The following is a 19,002-nucleotide window of genomic DNA, read 5'->3' as shown; positions in this document are numbered from 1 at the left end:
TACTCCAAGCGCAGATAACAACCACAGCCGGCGCCGCCCGTTAATACCATGCAGAATCATCGCAAACCGACATCCCGTGTCCGTATAGGCGCCTTGCCCAAACATTTTCCCCGCGTACATGCGCTCACGGCTAGTGCCGCGGCCTGTGTGCTGGTGTTGGCAGTTTTTATTCCAACGCCGGAAGTGGAAGCCAAGCGTATGCCGCTTCCCGTCAATTTATCTTCAACTGAAGAGACCGTGACCGATCAGCAACCCGTGCATGTTGAGAAAGTTGCTCCCGAGCAAGGTATTGCATTAGCCACAGCGGCTGTGGCTAAAGTACAGTCATTAAGCTTGACCGTACGTAATGGTGACACGCTATCCGATCTGTTTAAGCGCGCCAAAGTAAGCGCCGGGGAGATGTATCAGCTACTGGGTAGTGGCAAAGAAGCGAAAAAATTAGCGCGACTTAATCCTGGCGAAGAATTGACCTTTACAGTCAATGCGGATGGAAAATTGCAGGGTTTAGCGCTGCAAAAAGACCAACTCAGCCAGGTCAGATTTACCCGCGATGCGGAAAGCAGGTTCCAACACGATTTAGTCCAGCGTGAACCCGACAGCCATCCCGCTTATCGCCAGGGACAAATTGATAGCTCATTATTTGTTGCCGGTAGTGATGCCGGTTTGAGCGATAGCCTGATCATGGAAATGGCCGATGTCTTCAGTTCGGATATCGATTTCGCATTGGATATTCGCAAAGGCGACAGTTTCAGTGTGATGTTTGAAGAAAAATTCCTCGACGGCGAGAAAATCGGCAATGGTCCGATTCTCGCGGTCAGCTTTACCAATCAGGGAAATACTTACAGCGCAGTTCGCTATGTCGATAGTAGTGGCGATGCCAATTACTTCACACCTGAAGGTAAAAGCATGCGCAAGGCGTTTATTCGCACGCCATTGGATATAGTGCGTATCAGCTCACACTTTAATCCTCGTCGTCTACATCCAGTGTTCAAGTCGCGTCGTCCTCACAACGGTACGGATTATGCGGCTCCGCGCGGCACTCCAGTTTACTCAACGGGCGACGGCCGAGTCATTGCATCCGGCTACAGTAAGCCCAATGGCAACTTTGTATTTATTCAGCATGGCGAACGCTACGTTACCCGCTATTTACACCTAACAAAGCGCAAAGTGAAGAGAGGCCAGCGAGTAAAACAGCGCCAGGTTATTGGCACTGTCGGCTCTACTGGCTATGCTACCGGCCCTCATTTGCACTATGAATTCCTGGTAGACGGCAGACACCGCAACCCGGCCACGATCGTGCGTAAACTGCCCAAGGCCAAGTCTGTGCCCTCAGCGGAAATGACGCGCTTTAAAAACCAAACCCAGCCGCTGCTGGCTAAGCTGGAAAATTATCAGGGCCCCGCCCTGGCAAAACTCGAAGACGACAACTAAACAAGCACTATTTTATGTCCGATCTTTTTATCGGCCTGATGTCCGGTACCAGCGTCGATGCTATCGACGCGGTACTGGTCGACTTTGGCGGCGAAGAGAAAATCAAGCCGCGCATCCTGGCAGCTCTAAGCCACCCTATCCACCCTTCAATGCGCAGTGCCATCCTCGCTCTATGCTCTCCAGGCCCCTCAGAATTAGACCGTGCGGGGCAGCTGGATCGACAGCTCGGCCAAGTATTTGCCGAGGCAACGAATACCCTATTAGCTCGTGCCGGTATAGAACCGAGCGATGTCACCGCAGTCGGCAGCCACGGACAAACTGTCAGGCACCGGCCACCCGGCACCGTTAGCTCCCCCTTTACCCTACAGTTGGGCGACCCCAACACCATTGCGGCACTGACGGGTATCAGCACTATCGCAGATTTTCGTCGACGCGATATGGCCCTGGGAGGCCAAGGGGCACCATTGATGCCCGCCTTCCACCGCGCCGCATTCAAAACCGAAGGCAACCGTGCCGTTGTCAATATTGGCGGCATGGCCAATATCACCGAGCTGAAAGCCGATGGCAGCATTTGTGGTTACGATACTGGCCCCGGCAATGCCCTACTGGATTACTGGGTAGGTCTGCACAAAAAACAACCTTTCGATCGGGACGGCGGCTGGGCAGCCAGCGGACGCGTAAGTCCCGAGTTGCTCAATCGTTTGATGTCAGCCCCCTACTTTTCCGCTGAGCCTCCCAAGAGCACAGGGCGTGAAACTTTCAATGCCAACTGGCTAGAACAGGCCCTGGCTGGGCTAGAGTTAGCTCCCGCAGATGTACAGGCAACTCTATCGGAAGTTACCGCTGCGAGTATTGCTGAAGCCGTGCATTCATTCGCTGATGGTGGAGAGTTGCTAATATGCGGTGGCGGGGCCAGGAATAAGGATTTGTTATCCAGGTTGCAGAGGCGGTTGCCCACTTGGTCGATTGCCGATACCGGCACCTATGGTATTGATGCCGATTGGCTTGAGGCAGTGGGCTTTGCCTGGCTGGCACGGCAGACATTACTCGGCCTGCCCGGTAATTGCCCCGGTGTGACCGGAGCAAAAAAAGAAGCCGTGCTAGGGGCTATCTATCCCCCTTAAGCGGCTAGCTGACGAGCGGCTCAGATTGAGAAAGATGAGCCGCAGCCACAGGTCGAAGAGGCATTGGGGTTTTGCACCACAAAGCGGGAACCGGCTAGTCCCTCCTCGTAGTCCACATTGGCACCCACTAAATAGGGGTAACTCATCGCATCAACCAGCACCTGGATACCATCCTTTTCGATAATGGCATCGTCTTCGGCAACCAGTTCATCAAAGGTAAAGCCGTACTGGAATCCAGAGCAGCCGCCACCGGTTACAAAGACCCTGAGCTTTAATTCCGGGTTGCCCTCCTCTTCCAACAGGCTCTTGACCTTAGCCACCGCTTTATCGGTGACCACTAGTGGTGCAGGAGAAAAGGATACAGCTTCTGACATAAGTCTCTCTCAACTCATCGGGACGTTCGCAGCTCGTATAAAAACCATACTGAGCACAGCCTCGGGGGCGTCATCTTGCTTAAACCCAGCAAATCAGTCAAGTATTTGGCACAACAGACCCCAGCATCAGTGAGAACTGGGGCAGTAATTTAAGGTTTAGTTTAAGAGGCTTCTATCACCGTCTCGTCTTCGGAATAACCAATCATAGGGGGCTCACCCGCAGAACTGAGGTCGGCATTGGAAACCAAGGCGCCATTGACCTGGGCACCTTTCATCATCTCAATCAACTTGTAGTGTACATTGCCCTCTACCATCGCCTTGGAGGCCAATTCCAAATGGCGGGCAGCAAATACATCTCCACTCACATTACCATTGATGACCACCTGGGGCACGCGGATTTCTCCCTCTATAACGCCACCCTCGACAATCTGCAAGCGGGCATCACTGTCGCTATGAGCGGAAACATTGCCCTTTACTTTGCCCTCGATTACCAGGTTACCGCGAAAGTGTATATCGCCGGTGACTTCCGTCTGGCGCGCGATCAGAGTGGTATGGTTACTACCAGTGCTGGCCATAGTTACGTGCTTCTCTTTTTTTCTTAACATAATCCCTAAAACCTCATGCCTTTGGCATCAATGCTAGCTTTTCTGTACCAACCAGCCGTAGCGCTGTTCAATATTGAAACCCGTGCGCCCACTGGATTTGAGCGACAGCTCCACACCCTCTGGAATAAATCCTTCCGGTAGGCTCAACTCACCCTCAATGTTCTGAAAATATTTAAAACGCAGCGGTATAGACTCTGTATCCACCTGCTCCGATAAGTCTTTGAGGGCGTAGCGCATTGGCTCACCATCTTGACGGCCCACAACTGTAAAAGTGGCAGCCCCCTTGATTACATTGCGGCGCGCTGCCGACTGCTGCACTTGCAGCTTGTACTGATAGCTGCGCGCATCAGCAGTCTGAGAGAGAATAAAACGTCCAATTGAAACCCCTTCCCCTCCTTCTGCTGGCGCCATGACCCCTCGATAAAAAGAGATTTCCTTCTTCAGCTCGGCAATCTGACTCTCTTTCTGTACCAACTCAGTTCGCACCGCTTCACTGGCCTGCTCACCGATTACCAAAGACTGCTCGGCGGTAGCTGCACGCAGGCGCAACGCTTCATTCTCGCTATTAAGCGCCTCGAGTTTCTCCAGCACCCGGGTGTACTCCAGAGTCTTTTCATCGAGGTTTTTACGTAGATGGTATTGGCCCGCAAAATAAGAGCCAGCAGCGGTGACCAAAACCAACAAGGTGACTCCACCTACGGCAATCACGCCAGAGAAGGGGCGATGAGGCACCACTTTCATACGGTACTGCTTGCTGCCTTTCACTTTGAGCTCCATAAAATTCGCTGGGGCCAAACCGGAGTTGCCGGTTGTCGTAATTTTTTGATTTTAAGGCAGCAGCGCAGGGCTCTCCAAGCCCAACGTCTCAGTTAAGCCAAACATAATGTTCATATTTTGGACCGCCTGAGCCGAGGCGCCCTTGGCAAGATTGTCGATCACCGACATTACCACCAGGGTATCCCGATCCTGAGGCTGCATCACGGAAATCCTGCACATATTTGTTCCGCGCACACTACGGGTTTGAGGGTGACTTCCAGCCGGCAATACATCCACAAAGGGCTCATCTTTGTAGCGCTGCTCAAATAGCATCTGCAATTCACTTGCCGACAGGCTCGCTGAGGAGCTGGTTTTAGCAAAAAGTGTGGCGTGGATGCCCCTGACCATAGGAAGTAGGTGCGGCACAAATGTCACCTTTACTGGGTTGGCACCGAGTGGTTGTATATTCCGCAGCCCCTGCTCAATCTCTGGTAAATGGCGATGGCCCGCAGCGGAGTAGGCACGGAAGTTATCGCTATTTTCCGCCAGAATTAGATCGGTCTTGGCCTGACGCCCGGCACCACTAGCACCACTGGCCGCACTGGCAATCAGTTCTGATGGTTCCACTACCCCCGCTTCCACTAGAGGGATCCAGCCCAACTGAATCGCAGTGGGATAGCAACCGGGACAAGCCACCAGTTGCGCAGCTGCAATATCGGCGCGGTTGACTTCGGGTAACCCGTAAACCGCCTCCTTGGCCAAGGCCGGAGCTGCGTGCTGCTGACCGTACCAGGCTTCCCAGGAGGGGATGTCCTTGAGACGAAAATCAGCGGAGAGGTCGACCACCCGCACGCCGCGTTCAATCAGCGCCGGCACCTGCGCTTGTGCAACTCCATGGGGAGTCGCAAAAAATACAAGATCACAGCTAGCCAGCTGCTCAACATTCGGTTCACAAAAAGCCAGGTCATAATGACCACGCAGACTGGGAAATAATTCAGCGACAGGAGTTCCCTTCAGGGATCGTGAGGTGATTGCGGCTACCTTTACCTGAGGATGTGTCGCCAAAATCCGCAGCAGTTCCACTCCCGTGTAGCCGGTGCCTCCGACAATTGCTACCTTAATCACCTTGCAAAACTCTCCCGATAAATTCGTCAATTGAGACGATAATCATAAAATCAGCCAAGCACTCTAACACAAGCCCCGGACCTTGAAGGATGTGCGGTGTCACAGCGCCCCAGGATTTCACTTAAAAGCACCCTGAGCCGTTACTTACCAAAGACAAACGGCCTGGAACAGATCCGCCTGCAACTCTCTGCCCGGGAAGCCCTGGCGCCACTGCTTGGCATGGCTTTGATTACCGGAGCACTCGCCGGTGGAGTCACAGTGTTATTCCGTTTTGCTATGGAGTGGCCGACAACTTTTTTTCTTTCAGTCCCCCAAAATTATGAGTCGTTGCCCCCACAGTGGCGGTTTGCCCTACCGATAATCGGCTCTCTACTCATCGGGGTTATTTACCTGGCGCTCAGCCCCAAGCGCTACGACGTCGGTGTAGTGCATGTGCTCGACCGTCTCTATAACCACCAGGGCAATATGCCGATATCCAACGCAATACTGCAATTTTTCGCCGGTGCCATCGCCTTAATTAGCGGGCATTCGGTCGGGCGAGAAGGCCCAGCTGTACATCTGGGTGCCGCCAGCGGTAGCTGGTTAGCCCGCACACTGCGACTACCCAATAATTCTGCGCGCAACCTGCTCGGTTGTGGTGTTGCCGCCGCGATTGCCGCTTCTTTCAACACCCCCCTGGCCGGTGTGGTATTCGCTATGGAAGTGGTAATGCTGGAATATTCCGTGGCCGGTTTTTTACCGGTTATGTTGGCGGCGGTAACTGGGAGCGCAATCACCCAGCTCACTTTTGGGCGCGAACCAGACTTTAATGTGCCGGCAATCCATCTCAACTCCCTGGCCGAACTGCCAATTTTATTTTTGTGTGCACTGGCTATCGGCTTTCTGGCTGCACTTTTCATATTGGCCCACCGCAAACTCACCAAGCAGAATAATCGCTCCCCACTATTGCGTTTTTTAGTGGTCGGACTGGTGACAGGCACCATAGGAATCTGGGTTCCAGAAATTCTCGGTGGGGGCTACGACACATTGCAAATGGCCATGCTGGGAGAGTTGGGCGTAAACACTTTGGTGGTTATTGTTGCGGCCAAGCTGGTTGCCACCGCTCTAGGGTCCGGGTTGGGTATTCCCGGAGGCGTCATTGGACCCAGTCTGATCCTCGGTGCCTGTCTCGGTGGCATCGCCGGCGGCCTTGCCAATATGTGGCTGGGTGAGCACACCGCGAGCCCTGGCTTTTACGCCATGGTGGGTATGGCAGCAATGATGGCTGCCATGCTCAACGCACCCCTCGCCGCCCTACTCGCTATTCTCGAATTGACCTACAACCCCAATGTGCTGTTCCCCGGCATGATGATGATCGTGGTAGCCACCTTGATCAGTCGACAATTTTTCGGCACCCAGGGAATTTACCTGGAGACACTGCGTGCATTAGACAAGGCCGGTACCCCAACCTGGCGACAGCAGATGCTCAGTGGTGTGGGTGTTGCAAGTCAAATGGATCGGCGTTTTATTGTTGCTCAACAGGAAATTACTGTAGCGCAGGCACAGAGTTACATCGCACAACACCCCCAATGGATATTGATCGACCTATCTAATGAAAAACCGCCTGAACTCTTACGCGCCGCTGACTTGGCTACATTCCTCCAGGGCAGTGGAGAGGAGGGAAGTGAAGAGTCTCTTGTTGAGCACGAACAAAAAATCGGGGAAAAAGCAGCAACCATTGATTTGTTAAAAATTCCCGGTGAGCGCAAACAAATGGCGGAATTAAATTGGCGGGCCACTATGTTGGAGGCCCAGCAGGAACTGAAAAAAACCGGTGCCGACGCTCTCTACATCAGCCGCCATCAGAGCGGTTCTCTGGACAATCGCATCGCGGGCATTATTCTGCCGCTACAGATCGATAACTTTTACCGGAAATAATCGTTTCCGTTTTTATTTTTGAGGGGATATTCCATGTTGTGGATCAAGGCTTTTCACATTATTGCCATGGTATGTTGGTTTGCCGCGCTGTTTTATTTACCGCGTCTTTTCGTCTACCACGTAGATGCTACCGACGCCCTTAGCCGCGATCGTTTCTGCATCATGGAACGGCGACTGTATCGGGGGATCGCCATTCCAGCCATGCTCGCCACCGTCGGCCTGGGTATTTGGCTGTACAGCTTGAATCCCAGCTACTACACCTCAGCCGGCTGGATGCACGCGAAACTCACCTTCGTTGTATTGCTCCTGGCCTATCATCATATGTGTGGCGCCTACGTTCGTAAGTTCGCCCAGGGCACCAATACCCGCAGCGGGCGTTACTTCCGTATCTTTAATGAGGTTCCAACAGTGGCTCTATTCGCCATTGTAATTTTGGCCGTCGTGAAGCCATTTTAATTTGGCGCAAAATCATTCTTTATGTGGGGCTTACAGGAACTAAAATTAGGCGCACAGCAATTGGCAGTCATGTAGATCTTTTATGGATACACCGCAGCCCATTATTTTGACCGTCACCCACCACGACCCCAGTGGCAGCGCAGGAATAGGCGCAGATACAGAAACGGCCGTCAGTTTGGGCTGCCATGCAGCCTCCGTCGTCTCCGCCATCAGCGTCTGCAATACCGGGGAACTGCTCGGCGTAGCGCCAGTGGATGACAGCCTTTTAATTGAGCAGGCCCGCACGGTCCTTGAAGATATGCCGATAGCGGCTATCAAGGTTGGCTATCTCGGTTCGGTGGAAAATGTGCGGGCATTGCACAGCGTGCTGCGCGACTACCCGGACGTTCCAGTCATTATCGACCCAGATGCCACCCTGGCCGATAAAGAGAGTGTACTGGCCCCGCCTCTTTGGGAGGCCATGACCTCTCTGTTATTGCCATATGCCACCATGGTCTGCCCCAACCGCCGTGAGGCGCGCGCCATGGCAGTAGAGGCCGACACCCATGATGCTATGGCCCAAGAATTGTTGGAAAGCGGTTGTCGCTACCTGCTACTCACCGGAGTACCGCATGAGCAACAACTGCAGAATCGCCTCTACGATGAACGCGGCCTGATCCGTGAATTCCACTGGGAGCGGTTGCCACCTGCAGCCTATGGGGTCTGCGGCACCCTCGCCACTGCCATCGCCTGTCATATCGCCCACGGCCTGACCATCACCGAGACAGTGAGCCGCAGCCAGCAATACGCCTGGAGCGCCATCCGCGACAGCCGTCGTCTGGGGATGGGACGGCCGATTCCCAACCGCTTATTCTGGTGTGAACGCTAGGGCACTTCCCTCCTCATTGCACAATAGGATCCGCACCGACATTAAGGTCGGTGCGACTTACCAGCCAGCCTCCCCTACTGCGCCCTGACTCTTCACGCATTGTCCTTAGAGCCTCACACCCTGATAATGGCCGCTGATTCTTGGCCTTTTTCGTAATTTCTGAATGAATTCTATGAGTAAATCCGAGCAGCTCTTTGCTGAAGCCCAGCAATTCATCCCCGGCGGCGTTAACTCACCGGTGCGCGCTTTCCGCGCTGTGGGCGGCACCCCTCTGTTTATCCGTCGCGCCGAAGGCGCCTACCTCTTCGATGCGGACGATAAGCGTTATATCGACTATGTACAGTCCTGGGGCCCGATGGTGTTGGGTCATGCACACCCGGAAGTGATTGAAGCGGTTGTGGAGCAGGCCCAGTCAGGCCTCAGCTTCGGTGCCCCCACCGAGCTGGAAACCGAGCTTGCCGAAGAGCTCTGCCGCCTGTGGCCCAATATGGACCTAGTGCGCTTCGTAAACTCCGGTACCGAAGCCACCATGAGCGCTATCCGCCTCGCTCGCGGCTTCACCGGGCGCGATAAAATTGTGAAGTTTGAGGGCTGCTACCACGGTCATTCCGACTCACTACTGGTCAAAGCCGGCTCCGGAGCCCTAACCATGGGCGTGCCCTCCTCTCCCGGTGTTCCTGCCGCCCTGGCCGACCACACGATTACCCTGAGCTATAACGATGCTGACGGCGTGCGCGCCTGCTTCGATGAAATTGGCGACCAAATTGCCTGTATTATCGTGGAACCCGTTGCCGGCAATATGAACTGTATTCCTCCAGTCCCCGGTTTCCTCGAGACATTGCGCGAAGTCTGCGACCAGCACGGCGCCCTGCTGATTCTCGACGAAGTAATGACGGGCTTCCGTGTAAGCCTTACCGGAGCCCAGGGCCACTTCGGAATCGAGGCGGACCTGACCACCCTAGGTAAGGTTATCGGCGGAGGCATGCCGGTAGGCGCCTTCGGTGGAAAACGCGAAATTATGGAGCAAATCGCCCCCCTGGGACCGGTTTATCAGGCCGGCACTTTATCCGGCAATCCCGTGGCCATGGTTGCGGGCCTCGAAACTTTACGTTTAGTGGAGAAAGCCGGCTTCTATGAGCCTTTAGTAGCCAGAACAGATCGTCTGGTAGAAGGTATCTTGGCCGCAGGTAAAAAGGCCGGTATTCCCATCACCGCCAATAAAGCCGGCAGTATGTTCGGATTCTTCTTTACCGAAGAACCCCAAGTCACCAATTACCAGCAGGTAATGGCCTGTAATAACGAGCGCTTTAATCAATTCTTCCACGGAATGCTTGAGGAAGGCGTATACCTGGCACCTGCTTCCTATGAGGCCGGGTTTATGTCCGCCGCCCATAGCGACGAGGATATCGAAGAGACTATCGCTGCCGCAGAACGCGTCTTCGCCCGGCTCGACTAGCCCTTCTCTCTCAGGCATCCATCGCAGGGTGGGTGCCTGTACGCTCTCCCAGTATCACAACGGCCCCCAAGCACTGTAGATCAACGCTTTGTCGAAGAAACGTTGTTCTTTTGTTATTAGTGATCAAAAATGTATACAAAATTAAAAAGGTATACATTTTGAGAAGCTTGCTTTCCGATACCAGCCTGTCCACGATCAGCGCTGGCTTTATCGCCGTGCTGGTCGCCGTAACCAGCTCCGCAGCCATTGTGTTTGAAGCAGCCCGCACAGCCGGCGCAGACGAAGCGATGATTGCTTCCTGGATCGGCGCTTTGGGGTTGGGGATGGGGCTCTCCGGTATCTTCTTCTCCTGGTATTATCGCGCACCGATTGTTACCGCATGGTCGACTCCCGGCGCAGCATTACTAGCAACCAGTCTCAGCGGTATCCCAATTGCCGAGGCCATCGGTGCATTTTTTTTCAGCGCTATGCTGACCCTTGTAGTAGGCCTCTCCGGAGCCTTCGAACGAGTAGCCAGGCTAGTACCTGGCCCAATTGCCGGCGCCATGCTGGCGGGCATATTGCTCCAGTTCGGCCTCGCTACTTTCACCTCATTACAATCCCAGCCTGTACTAGTGGGTGCCATGTTGTTGGCCTATTTCATCGGGCGGCGCTGGATACCCCGTTACGCCATTATTGTGGTACTCGCTTGTGGGGTGGCTGTCTGCTGGAAACTGCAATTGTTCGTACCTGACCAGATTCACTGGCAGGCTGCAAAGCCCATTTGGGTTACACCGGAATTCAAACTCTCAACCCTAATCAGCGTCGGCATCCCGTTGTTTATCGTCACAATGACTTCCCAATATCTACCAGGGGCTGCAACCCTGGCTGCCAGTGGTTACCAACGAGTGCCAGTTTCTCCACTGATTAGCGGAACAGGATTAACCAACCTGCTTCTCACTCCTTTCGGCGGCTTCACCCTGACCCTGGCGTCGATTACCGGGGCAATTTGTACCGGACCCGAAGCACACCCCAACCCAGACAAACGCTATACGGCTGGGATTGCCGCGGGCTTCTTCTATCTTCTGGTAGGATTATCCGGCGCCACCGTAGTGGCATTATTCAGTAATTTCCCCAAGGCACTCATAGCCGGCCTGGCTGGCCTGGCGCTGCTTGGGACACTAGGCAACTGCTTAGCGAGTGCTACCGCAGATACAGAAAACCGTGAGGCGGCGCTAATCACCTTTCTTGTCAGCGCTTCAGGCATCAGCTTCTTGGGCATAGGCGCTGCTTTTTGGGGCCTGGTCGGCGGACTGGGCTGTTATTGGTTTTTCAAGCAGGATAATAAATAAAGGGCCAATGAACCTTTACGAGAAAATCAAAGCCGATTTACAGCGGGGACATTTTCCCGCAGGCCAGGCACTAAAACAGGCTGAATTGGCCGAATTCTACGAGGTCAGTCGTATTCCCGTAAGGGATGCCCTACAGCGATTGAAAAATGAAGGCTGGCTATCGCCCCATGGCAAGCGGGGTGTCGCTGTACCCGAGTTCGATCCGTTGGAAGTAGAAGATCTGTACCTGATGCGTATGCGCCTGGAACCTCTAATACAGACCCTTGCGCAAAAAAAACTCACCGGGGAAATTCTTGGTCGGGCACGAGACATTCTCGATACCATGGAGGGGAACCCCAACCTCTCAGCCGAGCAGATCGGCAGTCTTAACTGGCAATTTCACGCCACTATCTACCTCGCCGCAGAGCGCCCCACCCTTTTCGCTACTGTGGAGCAGCTGCACAGACAATGTGAGCGCTATATTGGTTACCAATCCCGCAGCCTGGACTACCAAAACACCAGCCAGAAAGAGCATTACGCAATTCTCGAGGCCCTACAACAAAAGAAGGAACAGGAAGCGGCAGCCCTGCTAGCCACGCATATCGAAACCGCCGGCAAGCAATTGGTGTCCTTTCTTCACACCACGCCAAACAGCCTCTAAAGCAAGTTGAGGGAAATCACCGGTGGCGGCAATTTGATATGATGGCCGCCAATTGCGGTCGCGGGATTGCTGCGGCCTTATCGATAGCCGGAGTAATTCCCTATGAGTCAAAATCTCGGCCGCGGAGCCTACCCCAACACCCGCTTGCGCCGCCTGCGCGCGCAGGATTTTTCCCGTCGACTGGTGAGGGAGAATCAGCTCAGCTGCGACGACCTGATCCTGCCCCTGTTTGTCATCGAGGGGCGCAGCGAAACTCAGAGGGTGGCTTCGATGCCCGGTGTCGAGCGCCTCAGTGTGGACCTGTTGGCCAATAAGGCCAAGTCTCTGCAACAGCTCGGTATTCCCGCCGTCGCGCTGTTTCCCGTAGTGGACCCCTCGGTAAAATCCGACTGCGCCAGCGCTGCCCACGATGCCAATGGTCTGGCCCAACGTGCCGTGCGGGAATTGAAGAATGCCGTGCCGGAGTTAGGGGTTATTACCGATGTGGCCCTGGACCCGTTCACCAGCCACGGCCAGGATGGCTTGATGGATCACAGCGGCTATATCGTCAATGATGAGACGGTTGAGGTACTGGTACAGCAGGCACTGTCCCACGCCGCAGCTGGGGCGGATATGGTAGCGCCGTCAGACATGATGGACGGCCGTATCGGCGCTATTCGTACAGCACTTGAAGGCGCCGGGCACAGCAATACCCTGATCATGTCCTATTCTGCCAAATACGCCTCCGCCTACTACGGCCCCTTCCGCGATGCTGTCGGCTCCGCCGGTAACCTCAAGGGAGGCAGCAAAGCCAGTTACCAGATGGACCCCGCCAACTCGGATGAAGCCTTGCACGAGTGTGCCCTAGACCTACAAGAAGGGGCGGACATGGTGATGGTGAAGCCCGGTATGCCCTATTTGGATATCGTGCGCCGGGTGAAAGAAGAGCTGCGAGTACCCACTTTTGCCTACCAGGTAAGCGGCGAGTACGCCATGCACTGCGCCGCATTTGAAAATGGCTGGCTGCAGCGCGAGGCGGTAATTCTCGAGTCCCTATTGGCGTTTAAGCGCGCGGGCGCGGACGGAATCCTCACCTATTTTGCCGAGGAGGCCGCACAGCTACTGCAGGGCTGAATCCTTGTAAATTTTGCGCGGCCTGCACCGTGCCACCGGTTCAGGGCCATTGGTCTTCCAGCGCGGGGCCCACCGGCTGGGCCTCCTCAACGGGGACACCTCGGTAGTCCACCTCTGTGGACTGTCCGCGAGGGAGCTCCAAAGGCTCCAGACTGGAATCCCCACCCAATGTCTCGGCATCATCACGGCGCAACTGCTCCCGCAATTGATGGCGGCGCTCACTTTCATATTGGCGCCGCTCTGTATCATTGCCCCAACCCGGTGTCATCTGTTCCCTTGGAGCCGCCTCGGAGCGCTCATTGCCAAACAGGTTGCGGAACCAGCGCCAGCGGTCGCGCCCGCGACACTCAGGCGCAGGCTGCAAGTGAGTTTCGTAGGAGAAGGGAATCTCATAGCCGCCCCGACAGTAATCCGGGTCCATAAACTGCCCGCGCGCATTCACCTCTTTGAACTCAACACCCCGCGGTGCCTCAACAGGACCGTGCTGATGGGGCAACTTGCGCATGATTTCAGTCCAGATCGGCAGAGCTCCGGTAGAACCGGTTAGGCGGGTGCGTACGTTGTCATCGCGCCCGAGCCACACCACGGCGGTAACCTCAGGGGAAAACCCTGCAAACCAGCTGTCGCGGTTATTGTTGGTAGTACCCGTCTTACCGGCAAAGGGCACACTACTGGGCAGACGCTTGGCCGACCTGCGCCCGGTGCCTTCGCGCATCGCCTGCTCCAGCCCCCAGCGCAACAAGTAGGCGGGCACCGGATCAACACCGCGATTAGTGCGCGGGCGGAAGTGCTGTACCCGCCCTCCCTGTGCATCGGATACTGCCATCAAAGTGCGAGGTTGCACCGTCTCGCCATTATTGGCGATAGTCTGATACATGCCCGCAACCTCAAATGGCGTCATCTCCACTGCGCCTAACAACATTGCAGGTACATGCGGCAGACTGGTATCTACACCCAGGCGTCGAATAGTCTGACGCACATTCTGCAGCCCTAGATCGAGCCCCAGATGGGCAGTAGCCAGATTGTAAGACTTGGCCAAGGCGACATAGAGAGGCACCTGACCGTGGGCGAGCTTATCGAAGTTTTGCGGCATCCAAACATCGCCATCGGCTTCCTCAATTCGCACTGGCGCATCGTCGATCAAGGTAGCCAGGTTGTACTCTTCAGGACGCTCCAAGGCAGTTAAGAAGACCGCCGGTTTGATCAGAGAACCCACCTGGCGGCGCGCCTCCAGGGCTCGATTGAAGCCGGGATAATCCGGATCGCGGTCTCCCACCATGGCCAACACATTACCCGTGTTGTTATCTAGCAATACCGTGGCAGCCTGAAGAGTATTCGCCTTAATTTTGCGATCTTTCTCCAACTTCTGTACGCCTTGACTGATGGACTCTTCCGCGAGTCTCTGTACCGAAGGCGCAAGGGTTGTATAAACCCGCAAACCGGTGGTGCGCAGCTCCTCGTAGGAGTAATAGGGGCGCAGCTCTGAGAGCAGGCGCTCGGTAAAGGCCGGGTAGGGATTCTGTGCGGTTACACCGCCTTTCACCACACCCAGTGGTTTGGCGGAGTAGTGCTCAAACTCTGCCTGGGTAATCAGGCCCTGCTCGCGCATCAGTTCCAGAACGGTGTTGCGACGCTTCAATGCGCGCTGGGGATGGCGCCAAGGGTTGTAGTAGGAGGCACCCTTGGCCAGCCCCACTAGCAGGGCGACCTGATGGGGCTCCAGAGTATCCAGCGGCTGTTGGAAATAGAACTCCGATGCCAGGCCAAAGCCATAAATACCTCTGGCTCCCTGCTGGCCTAACCACACCTCATTGATGTACTCCTGCAGGATATAACCCTTGTCGTAGTGAATCTCCATCAATACCGCCATCAAGGCTTCATTGATCTTGCGCTGCAGGCTCGGCTTATGGTCGAAAAAGATATTCTTAACCAGCTGCTGAGTAATGGTTGAGCCGCCCTGCACCAGGCGCCCTGCCTTGATATTCGCCACCATTGCGCGGGCAATACCTCGCGGAGAGATGCCGAAGTGGTTGAGGAAGTCTTGGTCTTCCACCGCTATCAGGGTATTCGCCACCAACGGCGGGATATCCTTGAAACGCACCGGATTGCGATCGTCTCCGCCCCCCAGCAATGAACCGATATTAGCGGCATCCAGGCGGAACTCGGCGATGCGCTGCCCATCTTCATCGCGCAGGTTGTCAATTTCATCGTTACGCAGGCGGAAAGTAACCATAGCCGCCGGCTCACGGCCATCTGCATGAATAAAGTCCCGGCGCCAGACCCGGTAATTCATCCCCTCGTGTGTCCAGGAGCCAGGTTCCGTCAAAGTCTTTTGTTTGCGGTAGTTGAGGGCGGCAAACTCGCTTTCCAGCTCATCAGGGTGCATTGCCATGCCTTCCCGCAGTACCAGAGGGCGCGCAAAAACCCGCGCCGGCAACTGGTATTGGCGGCTATCGAGACGCTCCCGCAGCTGTACGTCGAGGTATGCCATATAGCCGGCAAGGGCCATTGCCCCCACCAGGGCCAGCAGGAATAAGAACTTTAACCAGCGGTAGCGTCTTTTCGGTTTTGACGCTTTACTGCGCCGGCGTTTCGTCGAGGCCATATAAGAGTTTTCCAGCTGCCATCTCGGTACATCTCTAGACAGTGGGGATCTTCAGGAATCTCATCACTATCACAGGCAGGACACCAGTAGGTGGCAGCTCCGCTGGTATCTTGCCGTAGACGCCTGAACCGGCGCCTTGGGGAACATCCGTGAACCGCCAGAATCCGGGCTGAGTATCCCGGTAGTCATACCACAAGCACACAAAGTACCTGTTCGAGGATTGACCGCAATTGCCTCCTATAAGTTCATATTGAGGCTTATGACGCCTTTATAAACGCTGACCGCTTTAAGTCAAACCAACCACCTTGCACTTGCCATAATCACAGCCATAATGCGGCGGAAATCTATACAAATCGCCCGAAAAGGATGGATATGCAGCAATATGATCTCTACGGCATCGGCGCCGCCCTCTTGGACACGGAAATTGAGGTATCCGACAAGGATCTTGCGGAGCTCGGTGTTGAAAAGGGGATTATGACCCTAGTCGACGATGCCCGGCAGAAACAGCTGGTAGACGACCTTCGGGACCACATGATCACCGCCAAACGCGCCTGTGGTGGCTCTGGTGCCAATACAGTTATCGCCGCCAGCTATTTTGGCCTGAACACTTTCTATTCCTGCAAAGTTGCCGCCGACGATAACGGAGATTTCTATCGCAGCAACCTCAGCGCCGCTGGCGTTGACTATCCAACCACTTTGCAGCAAGCAGATGGCGGCACTACCGGTAAGTGCCTGGTAATGATTACCCCCGATGCCGAGCGCAGTATGAATACCTACCTGGGTATCAGCGAGCAACTCTCGGTAGCCGAACTGGATAGCGAAGCCCTGAAAGCCTCCAAGTGGGCCTATATCGAAGGTTATCTGGTCTCCTCCGAAACTGGGCGCCGCGCCGCTATCACTCTGCGTGAACAGGCCCAGCAAGCAGGTGTGAAAACCGCGCTGAGCCTTTCAGACCCGGCAATGGTGCAATTCTTTGGCGAGGGCTTGCGAGAAATGATTGGCGGCGGCGTAGATATGCTGTTCTGCAATCGCGATGAGGCCCTGGGCTTCACCGGCACCGACTCACTGGATGCTGCGGCAGAAGCAATGAGCGATTACTGCCGCAGCTTTGCCATCACTCTGGGCGCCGATGGTGCGCTACTGTGGGATGGCAGCAAGCAATACCGAGTTGCCAGTCCGCAGGTGCGCGCAATAGACACCAACGGTGCCGGCGATATGTTCGCAGGCGCATTTCTATATGCACTCAACCGGGAGATGGGCTTTGCTGAGGCCGGCGAACTCGCCTGCCGCGCCGCCGCCCAGGTAGTCAGCCAATACGGTCCACGACTACAAGCAGAACAACACCCAGAGCTATTGGCAACGGTTATCTGAAGTCAGCGGTAGAGATTGAGGGCGGCCTTTACCGGCCGCTCAGCTTTAAACCTTAGGGCTCACCAATATCGGGCAATCCCGAAGCGGCAGCAATACCGAAGCCCTGGGCGTAATCCACCCCCATACGACAGAGTTTATCCATCAGTTCGGGGCTCTCGACATACTCGGCGATAGTGCTGATCCCCATACGCTTTGCCAGGTGATCAATGGTACTGACCATCGCGCTGTCGATCTCATCCTCAAGCATGTTGCGCACAAAGCTCCCGTCGATTTTGAGGAAGTCCACCGGTAACTGACGCAAGTAAGCCAGCGAAGAAACTCCACGGCCAAAGTCGTCCAGGGCAAAACTACAGCCTGCAGCGCGCAGCTTGTGGATAAAAATCAGAGCCCTTTCAAGGTTGTTGATGGCACTGGTCTCGGTAATCTCAAACTGTACCCTTGAAGGCGTTACACCCTCCTCACTCATTGATGCGAGTACAAAGTCCGCAAACGTATCATCGCCCAAACTGATACCGGAAATATTGATGGCATAGCTGGCCGTAGCAATACCGATCAGTTGCTCCTGGGCCATATAACGGAACACGCGCTGAATAACCCAACGATCTACCTCCTCAATTAGGCCATAGCGCTCCGCTGCGGGTAGGAACAAGCCCGGCGAGATCACCCCTCCATCCCGCCCGCGCATGCGTACCAGAATTTCATAGTGATGAATCTGGCGCTCCCCTTTCAGGGAGACCACCGGCTGCCGATAGAGGATCAAGCGATCTTCTCGCAGGGCAGCGTGAATTTCTGCAACCCAGGTGGACTCACGACGCTTTTCCAACGCCTTGCGCGAATCTCCAAACAACTTTATCCGGTTGCGCCCCTGATCCCTGGCTGAACAGCAGGCATCATTGGCGGTTGCCAGCAGCTGGCTGGCACTGGGAGTGAATCGGTCCACACCCACCACCCCAATTGATATCGCTACACGGCTATCATTACCCTGCCAGTGGAAGCTGAATTCCTGAACAGATTCGCGCAGACGCGCAACCACGCGCCCGCCCTCTTCAAGGGTGCAATCCCGCAGCAAAATGGCGAACTCATCACTGCCCACACGTGCAAACAAATCGGCCCCAGATAAGCCCTTCTGTAGCAGTGCAACCAGTTGCACCAACAACTGGTCACCGGCGACAAAACCCAGCGTGTCGTTGATTACTTTGAATTGATAGACATCCAAGTAAAGGAGTACATGATGCTGACGCTTATCAACGCACTGTGACAGGAGCTTTTGCAATTCGCTCTCGAAATACTGTCGATTGGGTAAGCGGGTTAACGCATCGTGGCTGGTCTGCCAGCTCAGGCGAGTAGACACTCGTCGGGCAGCAGAGGTATCCCGCAAAACCAACACATAATTTTTTAATGTGCCGGCATCCCACAAAGCCATCACCTGCACAGAGACTTCCAGCGGTGGACGGTTTTCCCCGAGTCGCCAAATAAAGGCGCGGACCTCCCGCACGCTGGGTACTTCGTGAGAAGGGGAATCTGGTATCAGCGCAGGCAATAGGGTGCCCTGACTATCGCGAAGCCGCAGGCCCTCGTTTACAGGCTGACCAGGCAGGAGTCCAACCAGGTCACCACTCATCTCACTGACCAACGGATTGGCATATTGCACAATACCGCGGGGATCGGTGACGATCACTCCATCGGCAATCTCCCCCAGCGCCGCCTCAGCGGCCTGTAGGCTGATCTGCTCACAGGGTTTGAGTTGAGCCTCCAGCTCCCCCAACAAACCGAGGTATTCGGCGGATTGAGTGTCAAATAAGGCCACAGCCACACTCCCAGTGGAAACCG

General features: G+C 55.1%; 16 protein-coding genes. 10 read left to right on the top strand and 6 right to left on the bottom strand.

The genetic code is table 11. The features are described 5' to 3' along the window. Positions 1–48: 48 nt before the first annotated feature. Positions 49–1,431: a peptidoglycan DD-metalloendopeptidase family protein gene (locus ACJJIJ_RS20500; RefSeq protein WP_444938302.1), complete on the top strand. Its 1,383-nt coding sequence runs from the start codon at positions 49–51 to the stop codon at positions 1,429–1,431. Positions 1,432–1,445: 14 nt separating this feature from the next. Then, positions 1,446–2,555, top strand: coding sequence for an anhydro-N-acetylmuramic acid kinase (locus ACJJIJ_RS20495; RefSeq protein WP_444938301.1), 1,110 nt, complete (start codon positions 1,446–1,448; stop codon positions 2,553–2,555). Positions 2,556–2,575: 20 nt separating this feature from the next. On the opposite strand, the gene erpA is transcribed toward ACJJIJ_RS20495, so the two are convergent. The 4 genes from erpA to argC all read right to left on the bottom strand — a co-directional run bounded on the left by erpA (position 2,576) and on the right by argC (position 5,415). After that, a complete protein-coding gene (erpA, locus tag ACJJIJ_RS20490) occupies positions 2,576–2,929 on the bottom strand; it encodes an iron-sulfur cluster insertion protein ErpA (RefSeq protein ID WP_020411471.1) in 354 nt (117 codons plus the stop codon). A 161-nt stretch (positions 2,930–3,090) separates the two neighbouring features. Further along, on the bottom strand, positions 3,091–3,534 hold the full coding sequence (locus ACJJIJ_RS20485) for a bactofilin family protein (RefSeq protein WP_252084393.1): 444 nt from the start codon (positions 3,532–3,534) through the stop codon (positions 3,091–3,093). A gap of 33 nt (positions 3,535–3,567) precedes the next feature. Then, entirely contained in the window at positions 3,568–4,299 is a 732-nt protein-coding gene (locus ACJJIJ_RS20480) for a DUF6776 family protein (protein ID WP_444938300.1), read from the bottom strand. Between the two features lie 63 nt (positions 4,300–4,362). Then, the gene (gene argC, locus ACJJIJ_RS20475) at positions 4,363–5,415 is read right to left on the bottom strand and encodes an N-acetyl-gamma-glutamyl-phosphate reductase (RefSeq protein WP_444938299.1); all 1,053 of its coding nucleotides are present in this window, start codon (positions 5,413–5,415) and stop codon (positions 4,363–4,365) included. Positions 5,416–5,511: 96 nt separating this feature from the next. Here argC and ACJJIJ_RS20470 point away from each other — a divergent pair, with 96 nt between their 5' ends. From ACJJIJ_RS20470 to hemB, 7 genes are all read left to right on the top strand, one after another. Next, positions 5,512–7,332, top strand: coding sequence for a chloride channel protein (locus tag ACJJIJ_RS20470; protein WP_444938298.1), 1,821 nt, complete (start codon positions 5,512–5,514; stop codon positions 7,330–7,332). A gap of 33 nt (positions 7,333–7,365) precedes the next feature. Next, a complete protein-coding gene (hemJ, locus tag ACJJIJ_RS20465; protein ID WP_252084389.1) occupies positions 7,366–7,788 on the top strand; it encodes a protoporphyrinogen oxidase HemJ in 423 nt (140 codons plus the stop codon). An 82-nt stretch (positions 7,789–7,870) separates the two neighbouring features. Further along, positions 7,871–8,656, top strand: coding sequence for a bifunctional hydroxymethylpyrimidine kinase/phosphomethylpyrimidine kinase (gene thiD, locus ACJJIJ_RS20460; RefSeq protein ID WP_252084388.1), 786 nt, complete (start codon positions 7,871–7,873; stop codon positions 8,654–8,656). A 172-nt stretch (positions 8,657–8,828) separates the two neighbouring features. After that, positions 8,829–10,112 carry a glutamate-1-semialdehyde 2,1-aminomutase gene (gene hemL / locus ACJJIJ_RS20455; protein WP_444938297.1) on the top strand — a complete coding sequence of 428 codons (1,284 nt, stop codon included), beginning with the start codon at positions 8,829–8,831 and terminating at the stop codon, positions 10,110–10,112. A gap of 158 nt (positions 10,113–10,270) precedes the next feature. Continuing rightward, complete coding sequence (locus ACJJIJ_RS20450) at positions 10,271–11,443, top strand: benzoate/H(+) symporter BenE family transporter (protein ID WP_444938296.1); 1,173 nt, start codon at positions 10,271–10,273, stop codon at positions 11,441–11,443. Positions 11,444–11,450: 7 nt separating this feature from the next. Beyond that, positions 11,451–12,083 (top strand): GntR family transcriptional regulator, encoded by a 633-nt coding sequence (locus tag ACJJIJ_RS20445; RefSeq protein WP_444938295.1) that lies wholly within the window; start codon positions 11,451–11,453, stop codon positions 12,081–12,083. Between the two features lie 102 nt (positions 12,084–12,185). Next, on the top strand, positions 12,186–13,196 hold the full coding sequence (gene hemB, locus ACJJIJ_RS20440; RefSeq protein ID WP_444938294.1) for a porphobilinogen synthase: 1,011 nt from the start codon (positions 12,186–12,188) through the stop codon (positions 13,194–13,196). Between the two features lie 40 nt (positions 13,197–13,236). Here hemB and mrcB read toward each other — a convergent pair whose 3' ends face one another. Then, on the bottom strand, positions 13,237–15,801 hold the full coding sequence (gene mrcB, locus ACJJIJ_RS20435) for a penicillin-binding protein 1B (protein WP_444938293.1): 2,565 nt from the start codon (positions 15,799–15,801) through the stop codon (positions 13,237–13,239). 372 nt (positions 15,802–16,173) lie between these two features. On the opposite strand from mrcB, the gene ACJJIJ_RS20430 reads away from it, so the two are divergent. Further along, on the top strand, positions 16,174–17,172 hold the full coding sequence (locus ACJJIJ_RS20430; RefSeq protein WP_444938292.1) for an adenosine kinase: 999 nt from the start codon (positions 16,174–16,176) through the stop codon (positions 17,170–17,172). Positions 17,173–17,224: 52 nt separating this feature from the next. Here ACJJIJ_RS20430 and ACJJIJ_RS20425 read toward each other — a convergent pair whose 3' ends face one another. Then, on the bottom strand, positions 17,225–18,979 hold the full coding sequence (locus ACJJIJ_RS20425; RefSeq protein WP_252084381.1) for an EAL domain-containing protein: 1,755 nt from the start codon (positions 18,977–18,979) through the stop codon (positions 17,225–17,227). Between the last annotated feature and the right edge of the window lie 23 nt (positions 18,980–19,002).

It is taken from the genome of Microbulbifer mixtoriginis (SeqCode) (assembly GCF_052467945.1).
Note: the sequence above shows the minus strand (reverse complement) of the source record. Positions and strands in the feature narration are given on the sequence as shown.

What these genes read in the sequence shown, in the direction of transcription:
- ACJJIJ_RS20485 (WP_252084393.1), bottom strand. Translation starts at nt 3,534, where the DNA reads ATGTTAAGAAAAAAAGAGAAGCACGTAACTATGGCCAGCACTGGTAGT.
- erpA (WP_020411471.1), bottom strand. Translation starts at nt 2,929, where the DNA reads ATGTCAGAAGCTGTATCCTTTTCTCCTGCACCACTAGTGGTCACCGAT.
- ACJJIJ_RS20500 (WP_444938302.1), top strand. Translation starts at nt 49, where the DNA reads ATGCAGAATCATCGCAAACCGACATCCCGTGTCCGTATAGGCGCCTTG.
- mrcB (WP_444938293.1), bottom strand. Translation starts at nt 15,801, where the DNA reads ATGGCCTCGACGAAACGCCGGCGCAGTAAAGCGTCAAAACCGAAAAGA.
- thiD (WP_252084388.1), top strand. Translation starts at nt 7,871, where the DNA reads ATGGATACACCGCAGCCCATTATTTTGACCGTCACCCACCACGACCCC.
- hemL (WP_444938297.1), top strand. Translation starts at nt 8,829, where the DNA reads ATGAGTAAATCCGAGCAGCTCTTTGCTGAAGCCCAGCAATTCATCCCC.
- ACJJIJ_RS20430 (WP_444938292.1), top strand. Translation starts at nt 16,174, where the DNA reads ATGCAGCAATATGATCTCTACGGCATCGGCGCCGCCCTCTTGGACACG.
- hemB (WP_444938294.1), top strand. Translation starts at nt 12,186, where the DNA reads ATGAGTCAAAATCTCGGCCGCGGAGCCTACCCCAACACCCGCTTGCGC.
- ACJJIJ_RS20445 (WP_444938295.1), top strand. Translation starts at nt 11,451, where the DNA reads ATGAACCTTTACGAGAAAATCAAAGCCGATTTACAGCGGGGACATTTT.
- hemJ (WP_252084389.1), top strand. Translation starts at nt 7,366, where the DNA reads ATGTTGTGGATCAAGGCTTTTCACATTATTGCCATGGTATGTTGGTTT.
- ACJJIJ_RS20495 (WP_444938301.1), top strand. Translation starts at nt 1,446, where the DNA reads ATGTCCGATCTTTTTATCGGCCTGATGTCCGGTACCAGCGTCGATGCT.